General features: G+C 68.1%; 12 protein-coding genes and 1 pseudogene. 4 read left to right on the top strand and 9 right to left on the bottom strand.

What is annotated here, in order from left to right; all coding sequences use genetic code 11:
* Positions 1–10 precede the first annotated feature (10 nt).
* Positions 11–550 (bottom strand): BON domain-containing protein, encoded by a 540-nt coding sequence (locus tag U5A56_RS13405; RefSeq protein ID WP_044845002.1) that lies wholly within the window; start codon positions 548–550, stop codon positions 11–13.
* A gap of 66 nt (positions 551–616) precedes the next feature.
* A complete protein-coding gene (locus tag U5A56_RS13400) occupies positions 617–2,104 on the bottom strand; it encodes a sigma-54 interaction domain-containing protein (RefSeq protein WP_321922776.1) in 1,488 nt (495 codons plus the stop codon).
* A 326-nt stretch (positions 2,105–2,430) separates the two neighbouring features.
* On the opposite strand from U5A56_RS13400, the gene U5A56_RS13395 reads away from it, so the two are divergent.
* Both U5A56_RS13395 and U5A56_RS13390 read left to right on the top strand, forming a co-directional pair.
* Positions 2,431–3,834, top strand: a complete 1,404-nt coding sequence (locus U5A56_RS13395; protein ID WP_044845000.1) for a GntP family permease — start codon at positions 2,431–2,433, stop codon at positions 3,832–3,834.
* A gap of 465 nt (positions 3,835–4,299) precedes the next feature.
* Positions 4,300–4,551, top strand: coding sequence for a DUF4148 domain-containing protein (locus U5A56_RS13390; protein ID WP_321809918.1), 252 nt, complete (start codon positions 4,300–4,302; stop codon positions 4,549–4,551).
* A 48-nt stretch (positions 4,552–4,599) separates the two neighbouring features.
* Here U5A56_RS13390 and U5A56_RS13385 read toward each other — a convergent pair whose 3' ends face one another.
* Both U5A56_RS13385 and U5A56_RS13380 read right to left on the bottom strand, forming a co-directional pair.
* Positions 4,600–6,195, bottom strand: coding sequence for a thioredoxin family protein (locus tag U5A56_RS13385; RefSeq protein WP_321922773.1), 1,596 nt, complete (start codon positions 6,193–6,195; stop codon positions 4,600–4,602).
* 562 nt (positions 6,196–6,757) lie between these two features.
* Positions 6,758–6,895 (bottom strand): annotated as a pseudogene (locus U5A56_RS13380) (GNAT family N-acetyltransferase); the annotation flags it as partial.
* Positions 6,896–7,231: 336 nt separating this feature from the next.
* Between U5A56_RS13380 and U5A56_RS13375 the strand changes: the two are divergent.
* Together U5A56_RS13375 and U5A56_RS13370 are read left to right on the top strand one after the other, a co-directional pair.
* Complete coding sequence (locus U5A56_RS13375) at positions 7,232–7,507, top strand: hypothetical protein (protein ID WP_044844996.1); 276 nt, start codon at positions 7,232–7,234, stop codon at positions 7,505–7,507.
* A gap of 163 nt (positions 7,508–7,670) precedes the next feature.
* The gene (locus U5A56_RS13370; protein WP_044844995.1) at positions 7,671–8,663 is read left to right on the top strand and encodes a DedA family protein/thiosulfate sulfurtransferase GlpE; all 993 of its coding nucleotides are present in this window, start codon (positions 7,671–7,673) and stop codon (positions 8,661–8,663) included.
* A gap of 68 nt (positions 8,664–8,731) precedes the next feature.
* Here U5A56_RS13370 and U5A56_RS13365 read toward each other — a convergent pair whose 3' ends face one another.
* The 5 genes from U5A56_RS13365 to U5A56_RS13345 all read right to left on the bottom strand — a co-directional run bounded on the left by U5A56_RS13365 (position 8,732) and on the right by U5A56_RS13345 (position 14,242).
* Positions 8,732–10,204, bottom strand: coding sequence for an OprD family porin (locus tag U5A56_RS13365; RefSeq protein WP_044845036.1), 1,473 nt, complete (start codon positions 10,202–10,204; stop codon positions 8,732–8,734).
* A gap of 160 nt (positions 10,205–10,364) precedes the next feature.
* Positions 10,365–11,396 (bottom strand): ABC transporter ATP-binding protein, encoded by a 1,032-nt coding sequence (locus U5A56_RS13360; protein ID WP_044844994.1) that lies wholly within the window; start codon positions 11,394–11,396, stop codon positions 10,365–10,367.
* On the bottom strand, positions 11,393–12,385 hold the full coding sequence (locus U5A56_RS13355) for an ABC transporter ATP-binding protein (protein WP_321922770.1): 993 nt from the start codon (positions 12,383–12,385) through the stop codon (positions 11,393–11,395). The genes U5A56_RS13360 and U5A56_RS13355 overlap by 4 nt, the downstream gene beginning before the upstream one ends.
* Positions 12,386–12,387: 2 nt before the next feature.
* Positions 12,388–13,290, bottom strand: a complete 903-nt coding sequence (locus tag U5A56_RS13350) for an ABC transporter permease (RefSeq protein ID WP_044844992.1) — start codon at positions 13,288–13,290, stop codon at positions 12,388–12,390.
* A 13-nt stretch (positions 13,291–13,303) separates the two neighbouring features.
* Positions 13,304–14,242, bottom strand: coding sequence for an ABC transporter permease subunit (locus U5A56_RS13345; protein ID WP_124486048.1), 939 nt, complete (start codon positions 14,240–14,242; stop codon positions 13,304–13,306).
* Between the last annotated feature and the right edge of the window lie 11 nt (positions 14,243–14,253).

Below are 14,253 nucleotides of genomic sequence, written 5' to 3'. Positions count from 1 at the left end.
CGTCACACGTTCAGTCCCGCGCTCGGTCCGGCGTCCGGTCCGGGCGTCCGCGCGTCTTGTACGGCACGGCCCGGTGCGGATCGTCGGTGATGCGAACGAACACCTGCTCGACGTCGGGGAGCGCGCCGAGTTCGCGCGCCAGCGCCTCCCGATCGAATGCCGGATCGGCGCACCCTTCGACATAGATGAAGCGCCGCTGCACGGTGATCCACAGGCTCGTGCCCTGCAGACGATCGGTGCCCGCGAAATGCGCTTTCGCCGCCTCGGCGATCGGCGCGTCATACATATAGGAATTCGGTTTCGTGCAGCGGTGAGCGAGCCAGCAGGTGGTCCCGCGCTCGGCGCGGTAATGCGCGTCGTCCGTCATCTCGGCACGCGTCATCCACGGGCCGAGCGGCAGCGGGCATTCCGCGAAGCCCCGCGACAACGCGACGAACGGATCGTTGTACCAGTTGCGCCGCACCGCAGGCGAATCCTCGTCGCCCGACTGAGCGAACGAGGACGTCGCCGCCAGTATGGCCAGCCATCCGGCAATGCCGATTCGCTTCATCGTTGTCTCCTGTCGGGCACTTCACCGGTGCCGTTCGTCATGTCCGGGCGCATCCGCCGCCGCTTGCTACCGGTCGATCCCGAGCGCCGCGAGTTTCTTGTAGAGCGTCGCCCGGCCAATGCCGATGCGGGCGGCCGCTTCCACGACCTTCCCGTCACAGGCCGCGAGCGCGTCGATCAGGAACTGGCGCTCCCACGCGGCCAATGCATCGGCATACGAAACGACCGGCACACCGGCGGCACCCGATGCGTCGCCCGCGTCCCGGCCGAGCGGCAACGGAACAGCCCGCGTGCCCGCCGGCACGCTGTCCGGCGCCATGCGCACCGGCCCGAGGAACGGCGCGAGCGCACCCGCATCGATCACCGAGCGATCCGACAGCATCAGCGCGCGCTCGAGCGTATTGCGCAACTCGCGCACATTGCCCGGCCACGGGTACGCGCACAGCATCCGCAGCGCATCGTCGGTCAGTTCGCAGTGCGCGGCACAGCCGTGCTGCGCGGCGAGTTCCTCGAGCGTCGCATAGACGAGCGCCGCGATGTCGGACGCGCGCTCGCGCAAGGGCGGCGCGTGAATCGTCAGCACGTTGAGCCGGTAATAGAGATCCGCGCGAAAGCGGCCGGCCTCGACCAGCGCCGGCAGGTCGGCCGACGTCGCGGCGATGATCCGCACGTCGGCGCGCACGATCCGGTTCGAGCCGACCGGTTCGAACTCCTTGTCCTGCAGCACACGCAGCAGCTTGCCCTGCAGCGGCAACGGCATGTCGCCGATCTCGTCGAGAAACAGCGTGCCGCGATCGGCCAGTTCGAACTTGCCGACGCGTCCCTTGCGGTCGGCGCCGGTATACGCGCCCGGCGCCGCGCCGAAGAATTCGGTTTCGAGCAGCGTGTCGGGAATCGCCGCGACGTTGACGGTCACGAGCGGCTGGAGCGCGCGCGCCGATGCCGCGTGGATCGCATGCGCGAGCAGTTCCTTGCCGGTCCCCGTCTCGCCGAGCAGCAGCACCGGCGAATCGACCTGTGCCGCGCGCCGCGCCTGCCGCTTGGTTTCGAGGCTTGCGGCGCTCGTGCCGACGAAGCTAGCGAACGTGTATTTCGCGCGGCGCGCCTGCGCGAGCGAACGCTGCGTCGCGATCAGTTGCTGCTGAAGCTGCGCGTAACGGGAAAAGATCGGCGTGAGCGTCTTCAACTGGTCGAACAGTGCGAAGCCGATCGCGCCGACCGTCTCGCCCGCCTCGTTCTTCAACGGCAGGCGCGTGACGACGAGCGGCTCGCGGCCCGTCTCCATGATGTCGAGCAGGATCGGCTGTCCGGTCGACACGACCTCGCGCATCAGGCTGTTCGGAATCACCGCCTCGCAGTCGAGGCCGACCGCCTGCTGCGGATCGGCGAACCCGAAGCGCGCCGCATAACGCTCGTTCATCCACACGACGCGCGCGTCGCGATCGACGACCACCGTGCCCGCACTCGAATCCTCGAAGGTCCGAAACAGCGACTCGGCGGCGCGCAGCAGCACGTCGCCGTAATTGACGGGCAGGCGCGCCCAGTCGTTCATCATCGTGTCGTCGTCTCCGCGTACGCTTGGCCGGATGTCTCCGGAACGGGACGCAGTATCTCATTTTGGAGACACGCCGGAATGCCTTGTCCGGGAAAGCCCTGCCCGCTTCGATCGGCTGTCCCGACGGCCAAAGCGTCTCCGGATGGAGACGATTTATGTAGAATCTTCAGACATTGGCCGGCGCGGGCCCGCCGGCCTGCGCCGGACCCATGTCCGGCGGCGCAATGCGGCCGATGGCACGAAATCTGCAAGAACCTGGGCCGGTCCGCGGCGCGCTCCGCGATCGAACAACAACCAAAGCCATTCCAAGCTATTAGGAGACTCCCTTGTCTTTCGTGATCGTCCTCGCCGCGCTGGCGTTCCTGATGTTCGCCGCGTATCGCGGCTACAGCGTGATCCTGTTCGCGCCGATCGCCGCGCTCGGCGCAGTCCTGCTGATCGAACCCGCCGCCGTCGCACCGGTCTTCTCCGGCATCTTCATGGAGAAGATGGTCGGCTTCGTCAAACTGTATTTCCCGGTATTCATGCTCGGCGCCGTGTTCGGCAAGGTGATCGAACTGTCCGGGTTCTCCGAGTCGATCGTGCACGCCGCGATCCGCTACATCGGCCGCTCGCGCGCGAATGCGGTGATCGTCGCGGTGTGCGCGCTGCTCACCTATGGCGGCGTGTCGCTGTTCGTCGTGGTGTTCGCGGTGTACCCGTTCGCGGCCGAGCTCTATCGCCAGAGCAACATTCCGAAGCGGCTGATGCCCGGCGCGATCGCGCTCGGCGCGTTCTCGTTCACGATGGACTCGCTGCCCGGCACGCCGCAGATCCAGAACATCATCCCGACCACGTTCTTCAAGACGACCGCCTGGGCGGCACCCGCACTCGGCACGATCGGCTCGCTGTTCATCATCGTCGTCGGCCTCGCGTACCTGGAATGGCGCCGCCGTTCGGCGATGGCGAAGGGCGAAGGCTACGGCACGTCGCTCGTCAACGAGCCGGAGCGCGTCGAAGCGACGGCACTCCCGAATCCGGCGCTGGCGATCCTGCCGCTGCTCCTCGTCGGCGCGTCGAACTTCACGTTCACGAAGCTGATTCCGCAGTGGTACGGCGCAGCGTCGTATACGGTCGCGCCGGACGTGCTGCCCGGCGTGCACACGCCGGTCACGACGTCGATCAAGACCGTCGTCGCGATCTGGTCGGTCGAGGCCGCGCTGCTGCTCGGCATCGTGCTGGTCGTCCTGACCGCGTTCAAGCGCGTCAGCGACCGCTTCGCGGCCGGTTCGAAGGCCGCCGTCGGCGGTGCGCTGCTCGCCGCGATGAATACCGCATCGGAATACGGGTTCGGTGGCGTGATCGCCGCGCTGCCGGGCTTCCTCGTCGTCAGCGACGCGCTGAAGAGCATTCCGAACCCGCTCGTGAACGCGGCCGTGTCGGTCAGCTCGCTCGCCGGCATCACCGGGTCGGCGTCGGGCGGCATGAGCATCGCGCTCGCCGCGATGTCGGACCTGTTCATCAAGGGCGCGCAGGCCGCCAACATTCCGATGGAGGTGCTGCACCGGGTCGTCGCGATGGCCAGCGGCGGCATGGACACGCTGCCGCACAACGGCGCCGTCATCACGCTGCTCGCGGTCACGGGCCTTACGCACCGCGAGTCGTATCGCGACATCTTCGCGGTCACCGTGATCAAGACGCTCGCGGTGTTCTTCGTGATCGCCGTGTACTACACGACGGGCCTCGTGTAAGCCGCCGCATCGGGCGGCGTTCCGAGCGCCGCCCAACCCTGCCGGCCGCATCGACGCGGCCGGCGCGCCTTCCTCCCTCCGCGGGTTCCCGGCTGTTCGACCGTCCGGCATTGCCGCAGCGGGGCAGCGGCATCACAGCGCGATGCTTGTCGCGACGCGCCGCACCTTCCCGATACCTCCGCTTGCAAACCAGCACGGATCGCCGGGATTCGCATCCGCCACTTCGTCCCCGACCGACCGGAACCGCTCGACGCCACATTGCGGTGCAGACCGGACGGCCCATCGCCCGTCACGCGCCGCCATCCGGCGCCGTCCGCTCCACCGTTCATTGTTTCCGGCAGCAGAACACTGCGTTGGGAGCGATCGCATTTTTCCCGCGCGTGGTCGGGCCTACACTGCTTTCAACCGTCGCCGCTTCGTCAAACGAAGTCCGGCCGCCCAGCTGGAAACATGGAGGTCACGATCATGAAGCGCCTGATTCACGCAGTTGCCGTTGCCCTGGCCGTATCGGCCCCGCTCGCCGCGCACGCGCAGTCGAACCCGCCGCTCACGCGCGCGCAGGTCCGCGCCGAAGTGAAGGCGCTCAAGCAGGCCGGCTTCCAGCCGAGCGACTGGTTCTATCCGGCCAGCATCGTTTCCGCCGAAGCGAAGATCGCGCGCCAGCAAGGTGCCGGATATGGCAACGACCGCGGTGCATCACCGGAGTCGGCCCGGTAATCGCCGCAACGACGCGGCCGTCCCGCCCGACCGCTCCGTCGCGAGCCGTCACGCCTTCACCGGCTCGATCAGTTTCGCGCATGCCGCTGCCTGCGGATCGCCCGCCGGCAGCTTCGCGCACACTCCGTCGAACTGCTTCACGACCGACCTGACCGACGCATCGTGCGCGCCGCCGCCGCGCCAGCGATTCAGTTGCGTGACGACCTTGGTCAGCGCGCGCAAGTTCGCCCCATAAAACGCATCCTTGGTCTTGCCGGCCTGCGCGAGCACGCTCGCGGCGATCGCTTCGATACGCGCCGAATCGTCCGGCGCCAGCGCGACCGCATTCGCGAAATAGGTCGCGCCCCAGCGCAGCTTGGTCGCCGGTCCGCTCGCCGAGTCGTATGCCTTGCGGTACCAGTCGAGCGCCGCGGCCTTGTCGCCGCGCGCCTTCGCATTCGCGGCCAACCCCGACATGAAGTAGTACGGCGTCGCCGAACGCGGCAACTCGGCCTTCAGCAAGACGTCGGATTCGTCGTACAGCCCCGCGTCGGTCAGCGTGTCCGCCGCTTCGCTGACGAGCGCCTGCCGCTCGTACGCGTTCGCGGCGCCCTGCACCGATGCGGCAATCTGCTTGCGCGCGGTATCGACCAGCGCCGGCGCGGCGAGCGGCGCGCCACCGTGCGCGTCGTTGCGCGCGAGCAGCACACGGCCGTGCAGCGCCATCAGCCGGTCGATCGACGACAGCGTCGAATCGGTCGACAGGCGCGCGAGCGCCGTGTCGTACGCGTCGCGCAGCGTCGTGCGCTGCGCGGCGTCGCCGCCGAGGTATGCGACCACGCGCGCGGGCGCCGCGACCAGCACGTCCGAATCCGCCCGCGCCAGCGCCGGTTCGCGCAACACCGCGCGCAGCGCGTCGGCGAGCGCCGCCTTGTCGAGCGCGCCGGCCTGTGCGGGATCGTCCGATGCCGCCACCACCGCCGACTTCAGCGCGAACCGCGCGGCGTCCGCCTTCGCGCCGGCGGCGCGCGCACGTTGCGACAGCGTCTGCAGCGTCAGCGCGACACGATCGGCCGGCACCGGCAGCGCGCCGTCGGTGTCCCAGGAATAGTCGGCCAGCAGATGCCATTCGGCCGGCGTCAGCGCCGCGCCGTTGTTCAGCGCGGTCGAGAGCGTCTGCCGCACCGGATGCGCGGCCGTCATCCCGAGCGACAGCGCCTGCATGTAGCGCTCGAGATCGGCCTCGCCCGGCAGCCGCGTCACTTCGGTGCCGTCCGGACGGAACAGGATCATCGTCGGATAGCCGTGCACCTTGAAGCGCTCGCCGAGCTTCTGCGCGCTTTCGGTATCGCCGTCGAGATACACGGGCACGAAGAACGTCGAGCGAGCCTTGAATGCCTGCTGGCTGAAGATCGTCGACTTCACCTGGTTGCACGACGGGCACCATACGGCACCCCAGTACAGCAGCAGCGGCTTGCCGGTGCGCTTCGCGAGCGCGAACGCGGCATCGACGTCGCCCTGCTGCCAAGCGATGCCGGGCGGCAGATGCGCGCCGCCGCTCGACGGGCCCGATACGAGAGCGCCCTGCGGCGCGTTGGCGGCAAACGCCGCACCCGCGGCGGCGAACAGGCAGGCGGCAGTCAGGTTACGGAGGACGGTTTTCATCAAGGCGGGTTCCGTTGAAAGAGACGGTTGCGGATAGCGGCGTCGCGCGACGGCGGAACCGGTACGCTGCGACGGCCGGCCCATGCGCACGAAACGGCGAAGCGAAAACACGACGAAGCGATGCAACGACGAAGGGTATCGACGGATGGCACCACGCATGCCGGCATCGGCCGTGGGCATCGCGTAGGGATCACGCAGGCATCGACGCGAAAGGCCCCGACCAGTCGCTGCATGCGTACACCGCGCAGCAGTACCAACCGCGACGACCGCGGAGGCCACAGCGACCGGCAGATCATTCGACGATACGATTCGCGCGGCCGGTTGAAAACGAACGAATTCTCGAATGGATATGAAGTGTGGCGTCGCCGACGTGCGCGCCTGCGCGGTCGACGCGACCACCCACTGCGCTGCATGCGGCGCTGCATTGACTGCCGTCGGTCGCTGCACGCGATCGGGTACACAGAGGCGGGCACGACAAGGCGCACGACACGGCCAATGCATGCACATGCCGCGGCCGATGCAACGACGCGCGCCGGCCCACACGCGCCTCAGCACGCTTCCATTACAGCCGCCCCTTGATCCGCGCCATCTGAAACACCGATGCATACGCGCCGTCGCGCAGCGCATAGTCCGGCGCCTCGCCTTCTATCCGGAAGCCGTGCTTTTCGTACAGTGCGATCGCCGCCGGGTTGTCGATGAAACCGACAGCGACGCCAGCTTCTCCCGCCGCGTGGCCGGCCGCGTCGAAACGGGCCGCCACTCGGTCAGCGACCCGGCGATGGGCCTCGCCGACCGCTTCTGACGGCGCCCGCGCCTCCCGGCCGCGCACCGGCCGGGCGCCGGGCGCGGATCGGTCCATTCCGGCTGAAACGCCCGCCCGGCGCGGCTCAAACATCAGAAGGATGGCCGGTGCTGCCCTCATTCAGGGACCACGAAAATGCTCCGTGTTGTGGCCCGTTCGCGTTAAACTTCGTCAAGCTGCATTCAACAACGACATCTTCGCCAACCTGGCACACACGATACGAGGATAGGTTCGATGCGCACTACCGGCTCATCCGGGGCAATGACCCTGCTCACCGAACATGACCCGGCCGACGGCCGCGAACTGCGCTCGCTCCGGCTCGAATCGACCGACGACGGCAAGAGCGTGCTGCTGATCGACATCGACGAGCGCAAGCCCGGCATTCACCGTGAGGTTCGCTACGAGATCACGCCGGCCGAGCTGATCGCGGCGATCCGCTCGCACGGCGCCGAACTGCCTGGCGAAAACCACGGCGCCGCCTCGCTCGTCCGCACCCCTACCCCTTCGTGATGTCGACCGGTGAGCCGCGCACAACGCACCGGCTCACCGATCCGCCCGCATCACCCTGCCGCCGTCAGGCGCTTTGCGTCATTCCCCGCCGTCCGCTTGAAAATGGCCGATAATCGGCCCATCTTCGTACCTTCCACACGCGCTTCCTTTTCGGCCAGCCGTCATGCTCCGTGACCTCGTCGCCCAATACGGGCCGCTTCTCGTCTTCGCCAACGTGCTCGCGGCGGCCATCGGCCTGCCCGTACCGGCGATGCCGACGCTCGTGCTGTTCGGCGCGATGGCCGCGATGAATCCGGCGATGATCGGCTCGCAGCTCCTGACGGTGCTGGCGCTGTCGGTGCTCGGCGCGCTGATTGGCGACACCGTGTGGTACGTCGCCGGGCGGCGCTACGGCGGCACGACGCTGAAGACGATCTGCCGGCTGTCACTGTCGCGCGACACCTGCGTGAAGAAGACCGAACGATTCTTCGGCCGCTACGGCGTGCGCGTGCTCGCGGTCGCCCGCTTCATTCCCGGGCTGTCGCTCGTGTCGGTGCCGATGGCCGGCGCGCTCGGCACGCGCTATCGCACGTTCGCCGGCTACGATGCGCTCGGCGCCGCGCTGTGGACGATCGTCGGCCTCCTCGCGGGGCTCGTGTTCTATCGGCAGATCGACTGGCTGTTCGCCGGCGCGAGCCGGCTCGGCCGCGCGGTACTGCTGGTGATCGTCGCACTGCTGGCCGTCTACGCGGCCGTGCGCTGGATGCGCCGCCGCGCGCTGATCCGCCAGCTCGCGACTGCGCGGATCGGCGTCGACGAGCTCGAAGAACTGCTGCGCGATGCGGCCGCGCCGGTGGTACTCGACGTGCGTTCGCCCGAACACCGCAAGCTCGACCCGTTCACGATTCCCGGCGCGCAGTTCGCGGACGAACGGCACATCGAGGACATCGTCGCGCGCTATCCGTTCTCGCAGAAATTCGTCGTGTATTGCTCGTGCCCGAACGAAGTGACGGCCGCGCTGATGGCCAAGCGCCTGCTCGACGCAGGCTTCACCGATGCGCTGCCGCTGCGCGGCGGCCTCGATGCCTGGCGCGACACGGGCCGCCAGCTCACGTCGCTGGTGGAGGACATGCCCGCCGCGAACGATCCGGTGGCGGGGTTGCACAAGCCGGCCTGATCGAACGGGTCGCAGGCCGGCCGCGCGAGACGAAAACGACTGAAGGGGACGTTGCGTCCCCCCTTCGATCAGAACGCGTGCAGCGGCACGTTCACGACCAGGCGGTATTCCTTGTTGGTCGCGTCCGCGGTGTGCGTGGAACCGGTGTGCCACATCGCGATGAACGTGACCTTCGTGTCCTTCAGCTTGCCGCTCTGGAACGTGTACGACGGGATGAAGCCGAACTCGTGGTGACGGCCCTGCACCGGCGCGCCGTTGCTCCAGTAGATGCTCGACTTGCTCGGATCGTTCGCAGCCCCTGCGCTGCCGTCCGCGCCCCAGCCCGTCACGCCCCAGACCATCGCCTTGAAGCCCGGCAGGCCCGCTTCCTTGCCGTAGAACGTGTAACGCAGCTGCAGCGACTTTTCGTGCGGCGCGTTGTAGTCGACGTCCATCGAGTTGGTCAGGAAGATGCCGTTCGTTTCGTTCAGGTAGTCGAAGAACTGGTCGCCGAGCACCTGCTGATAACCGAGCAGCAGTTCGTGCGGGCCGTGCTGCGCAGCCACCGACAGGCTGTACGCGTTGTTGTTGATCTTGCCCTGCAGCGCGTCGCCCGTGTCGTGCGTCGAGTAAACGTTACCAAAGCCGGTCCACTTGATCGACTTCGTATCGCCGATGCTGTGCTTCACCGACGCGTAGTACTGGTGCCACACGTCGTCGGCCTGGTTGGCGTACAGCGCGACTTCGCCGTCCGGCGAATAGTCCCACGTGCCGCCGACGTAGGTCAGGCGATTGATGCGCGTGCCGCCGTATTGCGTCGTGAGGTTGGTGAGCGTCGTGTGGCCGCGCGCATCGGTCTTCGTGAAGCTGCCGGCCTCGAGCATCACGTTCTTGAATTCGTTGCTGACGATCGTCGCGCCGAGGAACGTCGGCGGCAGCGCGCGGTTGTCGTGCTGCTCCATGAACGGGTTGTCGACGGCCTGCAGACCGTACTTGACCACCGTGTTCGAAATGCGCGCCTTCACGTCGTAGATGCCCGGATAGGCCCATGCGAGCTGGTTCGAACCGCCGCCGCCCTTCGCGATGTGCACCATGCTGCCCGCGCCGGCACCGCCGTCGAGCTTCAGCGCCGCATACAGCGACGCGTCGAAGCCGATGCCGATCAGGCCGGTCGTGTAGCCCGACTCGAAGTTCGCCATCGCGCCCTGGACCCACGCGTGACGGTGCGGGCCGCCCTTGTTGTCGAGCGTGTCCGCATAGTTGCGGAACAGGAAATTCAGGTGGCTGTCGGCAATGAAGCCGTTCGACTTCGACTGTGCCGAAGGCTCGTCGGGCGGCGTGACGGCCTGGGTCGCCTCGGCGTTGATAATGGCGTTCGGGGTCGTTGCCTGCGCAACCGATGTGCCTGCGCCGGCGGACGGCGCCGCCTGCGCGACCGTCAGCGGTGCGGGGGCCGCGTCGTCGGCGTACGCCACGCCGCTCAGCGATACGCCGGCCAGCGCCGGCAAGCCCCATGCAAGCAGCATCTTCGATGCCGTCCCGATCGTCTTTTGCTTGTTCATCGTCATTCTCGTCTTGTGTTGATGTCGTCCACGCCGGTTGCGATCCGCTTCCAGCCCCCCGGCGAGCCCGGTTAAGGACGCGCCTTTACCCGCGGCGCGAAGATCATTCGCGCCGCACCCTACCCCTGTTGACCTGCCTGGTTATGTTTGCTGCGTCACTTCACGCCGCCACGCCCGCCCGGATGCACGCGACACGCGCCGGCGAGCCCTGCCGCACTTCCGGCAGCGGCACGTCCTGCGCGCACGCGTCGATCGCGACCGGGCAGCGCGTGCGGAACGCGCAGCCGGACGGCGGGTTGAGCGGCGACGGCATCTCGCCCGCCAGCAGCATCGGACGGCGAGCACGCTCGCGCGCCGGCTCCGGCGTCGGCGCCGCATCGAGCAGCGCCTTCGTGTACGGGTGCTGCGGCACGCCGTACACGTCATGCCGCGTGCCGAACTCCATCACGCGGCCGAGATACATCACGAGCACGCGCTGGCTGATGGCCTTCACCACCGCCAGGTCGTGCGCGACGAAAAGATAGGACAACGACAGTTCGCGTTGCAGGTCGCGCAGCAGGTTCACGATCTGCGCCTGGATCGACACGTCGAGTGCCGATACGGGCTCGTCGCAGATCACGAGCTTCGGCTCGCCGATCAGCGCGCGCGCGATGCCGACGCGCTGGCACTGTCCGCCGGAAAACTCGTGCGGATAGCGCAGCAGGTGATGTGCGTTCAGGCCGACGCGTTCGAGCATCGTGACCACGCGGCGCCGCACTTCGGCGCGGCCGAGGCCCGCGTGGTGCGTGACGAGCGGCTCCGCGACGATCTGTTCGATCGTCATGCGCGGATCGAGCGACGCGAGCGGATCCTGGAAGATCATCTGCACTTCGCGGCGCATCGCGGTGCCGCGCAGGTGATCGGGCGCGACGGCTTCGCCGCGCCAGCGCACCGTGCCGGCCGTCATCGGCACGAGGCCGATCAGCGCGCGCGCGAGCGTCGACTTCCCGCAGCCCGACTCGCCGACGAGCCCGACCGTCTCGCCGCGCTTCACGTCGAACGACACGCCGTCGACCGCGCGCAGCGTGCCCTTCGGCGACCACGGATAGCCGCCGAGCGGCACGCGGAAATGCACCTTCAGATCGTCGACGGACAGCAGCGTATCGCTCGTCGTGCCCGTCGCGCCGGCATTGCGGCGTTCATCGACGCTCATCGCAGACCTCCCGTCAGATCGGCCAGCGGCCGGTGGCACGCGCGCACCGCGCCCGCCGCGCCATAGGTTTCGAGCGCAGGGCGCGCGGTACCGCAGCGCGCCTCCGCATACGTGCAGCGTTTCGCGAACGCGCAGCCGGCCGGCGCGGTGCCGGGCATCGGCGGATTGCCGGGAATCGCGACGAGCGGCGCGTCGTCGGCGTCGGTCAGGCGCGGCAGCGCGTTGAGCAGGCCGATCGTGTACGGATGCGACGGCGCCGCGAAGATCGAGTCGGCCGGCGCATATTCGACGGTGCGGCCCGCATACATGACCATCACGTCGTCCGCGAGGCCCGCGACCACGCCCATGTCGTGCGTGATCAGCACGATCGCGGTGCCGCGCTCACGGTTCAGCTCGCGCAGCAGATCGATGATCTGCGCCTGCACGGTCACGTCGAGCGCGGTGGTCGGCTCGTCGGCGATCAGGACTTCGGGCTCCGAAAGAAGCGCCATCGCGATCATCACGCGCTGGCGCATGCCGCCGGAAAACTCGTGCGGATACATGCGGATGCGGCGCGCGGCGTCGGGAATGCGCACCGACTCGAGCGCCTCGATCGCGCGCTTCGTCGCTTCCTTGCGCGACAGCTTGCGATGCAGCTGCAGCGTCTCGGTCATCTGCCGCTCGATCGTCAGGAACGGATTGAGCGACGTCATCGGATCCTGGAAGATCATCGCGATCCGGTCGCCGCGCACCGCGTTCAGCGCACGCGTATCCATCTCGAGCAGGTTGTCGCCGCGATAGCGCGCGGCGCCCGTCGTCGCGCCGTTGCCGGCCAGCAGGCCGAGCAGCGCCATCACGGTCTGGCTCTTGCCCGAGCCCGATTCGCCGACGATGCCGAGCGTCTTGCCGGCTTCGAGCGAGAACGACACGCCGCTCACGGCGTCGATCGGCGGTGCGTCCTTGCGCGAGAAGCGCACGCCGAGGTTTTCTACTTCCAACAGAGCAGCCATCTTCAGCGATCCTTCGGGTCGAGCGCGTCACGCAGGCCGTCGCCAACGAAGTTCACGCAGTAGAGCGTCACGCACAGCATGACGGCCGGTGCCAGCAGCAGCCACGGCATCGATTCCAGTTTCTGCGCGCCGTCCTGGATCAGCACGCCCCAGCTCGTCATCGGTTCCTGCACGCCGAGGCCGAGGAACGACAGCACCGATTCGGTCAGCACGATGTTCGGCACCGACACGGTCGCGTACACGACGACCACGCCGAGCAGGTTCGGCACGACGTGGCGCAGCACGATCGACGCGGGCGACACGCCGATCGCGCGCGCCGCGTCGACGAACTCGCGATTGCGCAGCGACAGCGTCTGGCCGCGCACGACGCGCGCCATGTCGATCCACGAGAACGCGCTGATGGTCAGCACGACCAGCATGAACGAGCGGCCGAACAGGGTCATCATCAGGATCGCGATCAGCAGGTACGGGATCGCGTACATCATGTCGACGACGCGCATCATCGCGGAATCGACCCGGCCGCCCGCGAAGCCGGCGGTCGCGCCCCACGCGACGCCGAACAGGCCGGACACCAGCGTGCCGAGCAGGCCGACCTCGATCGACACGCGGCCGCCGATCAGCGTGCGCACGAGCAGGTCGCGGCCGAGCTCGTCGGTGCCGAACCAGTGCTGGTTCGCGAGCGTCGGCGCGAGGCTGATCGAGCCCCAGTCGCTCGCGGCGGGATCGGCCGCGAGCAGCCACGGACCGACGAAACATGCGAGCGTGATCAGCGCGAGCAGCACGAGGCTGAACACGGCCGCGCGGTTGTGAAGGAAGCGCGCGAACGCGAGCGCGAGCGGCGAGCGCGAACGCGGCGGCGAGTCGGTCTGCACGGGCAGACTGACGACGGGAGTAGTCGGAGTCATCGCAGTGCCTCGCTCAATAACGGATACGCGGATCGAGCCACGCGTACGCGAGGTCGACCAGCAGGTTGAACAGCACCGCGCAGACGGTGGTCAGCACGACGAGGCCGAGCACCAGCGTGTAGTCGCGGTTGATCGCGCCGTTCACGACGAGCTGCCCGAGCCCGGGCAGCGCGAACACCGATTCGGTGACGACGGCCGCCGTGATCGACGTGATGCAGACCGTGCCGAACAGCGACACGACCGGCATCAGCGCGGGCTTGAGCGCGTGGCGCAGCACGATCGTCGAGCCCGGCAGGCCCTTCGCGCGCGCGGTGCGGATGAAGTTGCTCGACAGCGTCTCGATCATCGAGCCGCGCATCACGCGCGCGAGCAGCGATACGTTGATGAAGGTCAGCAGCACGATCGGCAGCAGCCGGTACTGCCAGCCGCCGTCGCCCCAGCCGCCGGCCGGCAGCCAGCCGTTGCCGGCGGAGGTCTTCAGCAGGATCGCGAAGATCCACACCAGCACCGGGCCGAGCACGAACGGCGGCACGACGTTGCCGAAGTTGCCGATCAGCATCACGAAGCGGTCGATCACGCTGTCGCGGCGCACGGCCGCGACGGTGCCGAGCAGCACGCCGAACCCGATCGACAGCGGGATCGAGATGCCGCCCACGCCGAGACTCACGGGCAGCGCCTTCTTCACGAGATCGTTCACCGACCAGTCGACGTAGCGGAACGACGGGCCGAGATCGCCGTGCAGCAGCGAACCGAGATACAGCAGGTACTGCTTCCACAGCGGCTCGTCGAGGTGGTACTTCGCGTTCAGGTTCGCGAGCGTCGCCGCGGACAGCTGCTTCTCCGTATCGAACGGACCGCCGGGCGTGAAGTGCAGCAGCAGGTAGCAGACGGTGATGACGGCGAGAATCGTCGGCACCGCCCACAACGTGCGTCTCAATGCGTAGGCCAGCATGATCGCTCCGC

Source organism: Burkholderia sp. BCC1998 (assembly GCF_905339875.1).
Lineage (GTDB): Bacteria > Pseudomonadota > Gammaproteobacteria > Burkholderiales > Burkholderiaceae > Burkholderia.
This window is presented reverse-complemented; position numbering and strand designations above follow the sequence as displayed.

What these genes read in the sequence shown, in the direction of transcription:
- U5A56_RS13405 (WP_044845002.1), bottom strand. Translation starts at nt 550, where the DNA reads ATGAAGCGAATCGGCATTGCCGGATGGCTGGCCATACTGGCGGCGACG.
- U5A56_RS13400 (WP_321922776.1), bottom strand. Translation starts at nt 2,104, where the DNA reads ATGATGAACGACTGGGCGCGCCTGCCCGTCAATTACGGCGACGTGCTG.
- U5A56_RS13390 (WP_321809918.1), top strand. Translation starts at nt 4,300, where the DNA reads ATGAAGCGCCTGATTCACGCAGTTGCCGTTGCCCTGGCCGTATCGGCC.
- U5A56_RS13385 (WP_321922773.1), bottom strand. Translation starts at nt 6,195, where the DNA reads ATGAAAACCGTCCTCCGTAACCTGACTGCCGCCTGCCTGTTCGCCGCC.
- U5A56_RS13375 (WP_044844996.1), top strand. Translation starts at nt 7,232, where the DNA reads ATGCGCACTACCGGCTCATCCGGGGCAATGACCCTGCTCACCGAACAT.
- U5A56_RS13370 (WP_044844995.1), top strand. Translation starts at nt 7,671, where the DNA reads ATGCTCCGTGACCTCGTCGCCCAATACGGGCCGCTTCTCGTCTTCGCC.
- U5A56_RS13365 (WP_044845036.1), bottom strand. Translation starts at nt 10,204, where the DNA reads ATGAACAAGCAAAAGACGATCGGGACGGCATCGAAGATGCTGCTTGCA.
- U5A56_RS13360 (WP_044844994.1), bottom strand. Translation starts at nt 11,396, where the DNA reads ATGAGCGTCGATGAACGCCGCAATGCCGGCGCGACGGGCACGACGAGC.
- U5A56_RS13355 (WP_321922770.1), bottom strand. Translation starts at nt 12,385, where the DNA reads ATGGCTGCTCTGTTGGAAGTAGAAAACCTCGGCGTGCGCTTCTCGCGC.
- U5A56_RS13350 (WP_044844992.1), bottom strand. Translation starts at nt 13,290, where the DNA reads ATGACTCCGACTACTCCCGTCGTCAGTCTGCCCGTGCAGACCGACTCG.
- U5A56_RS13345 (WP_124486048.1), bottom strand. Translation starts at nt 14,242, where the DNA reads ATGCTGGCCTACGCATTGAGACGCACGTTGTGGGCGGTGCCGACGATT.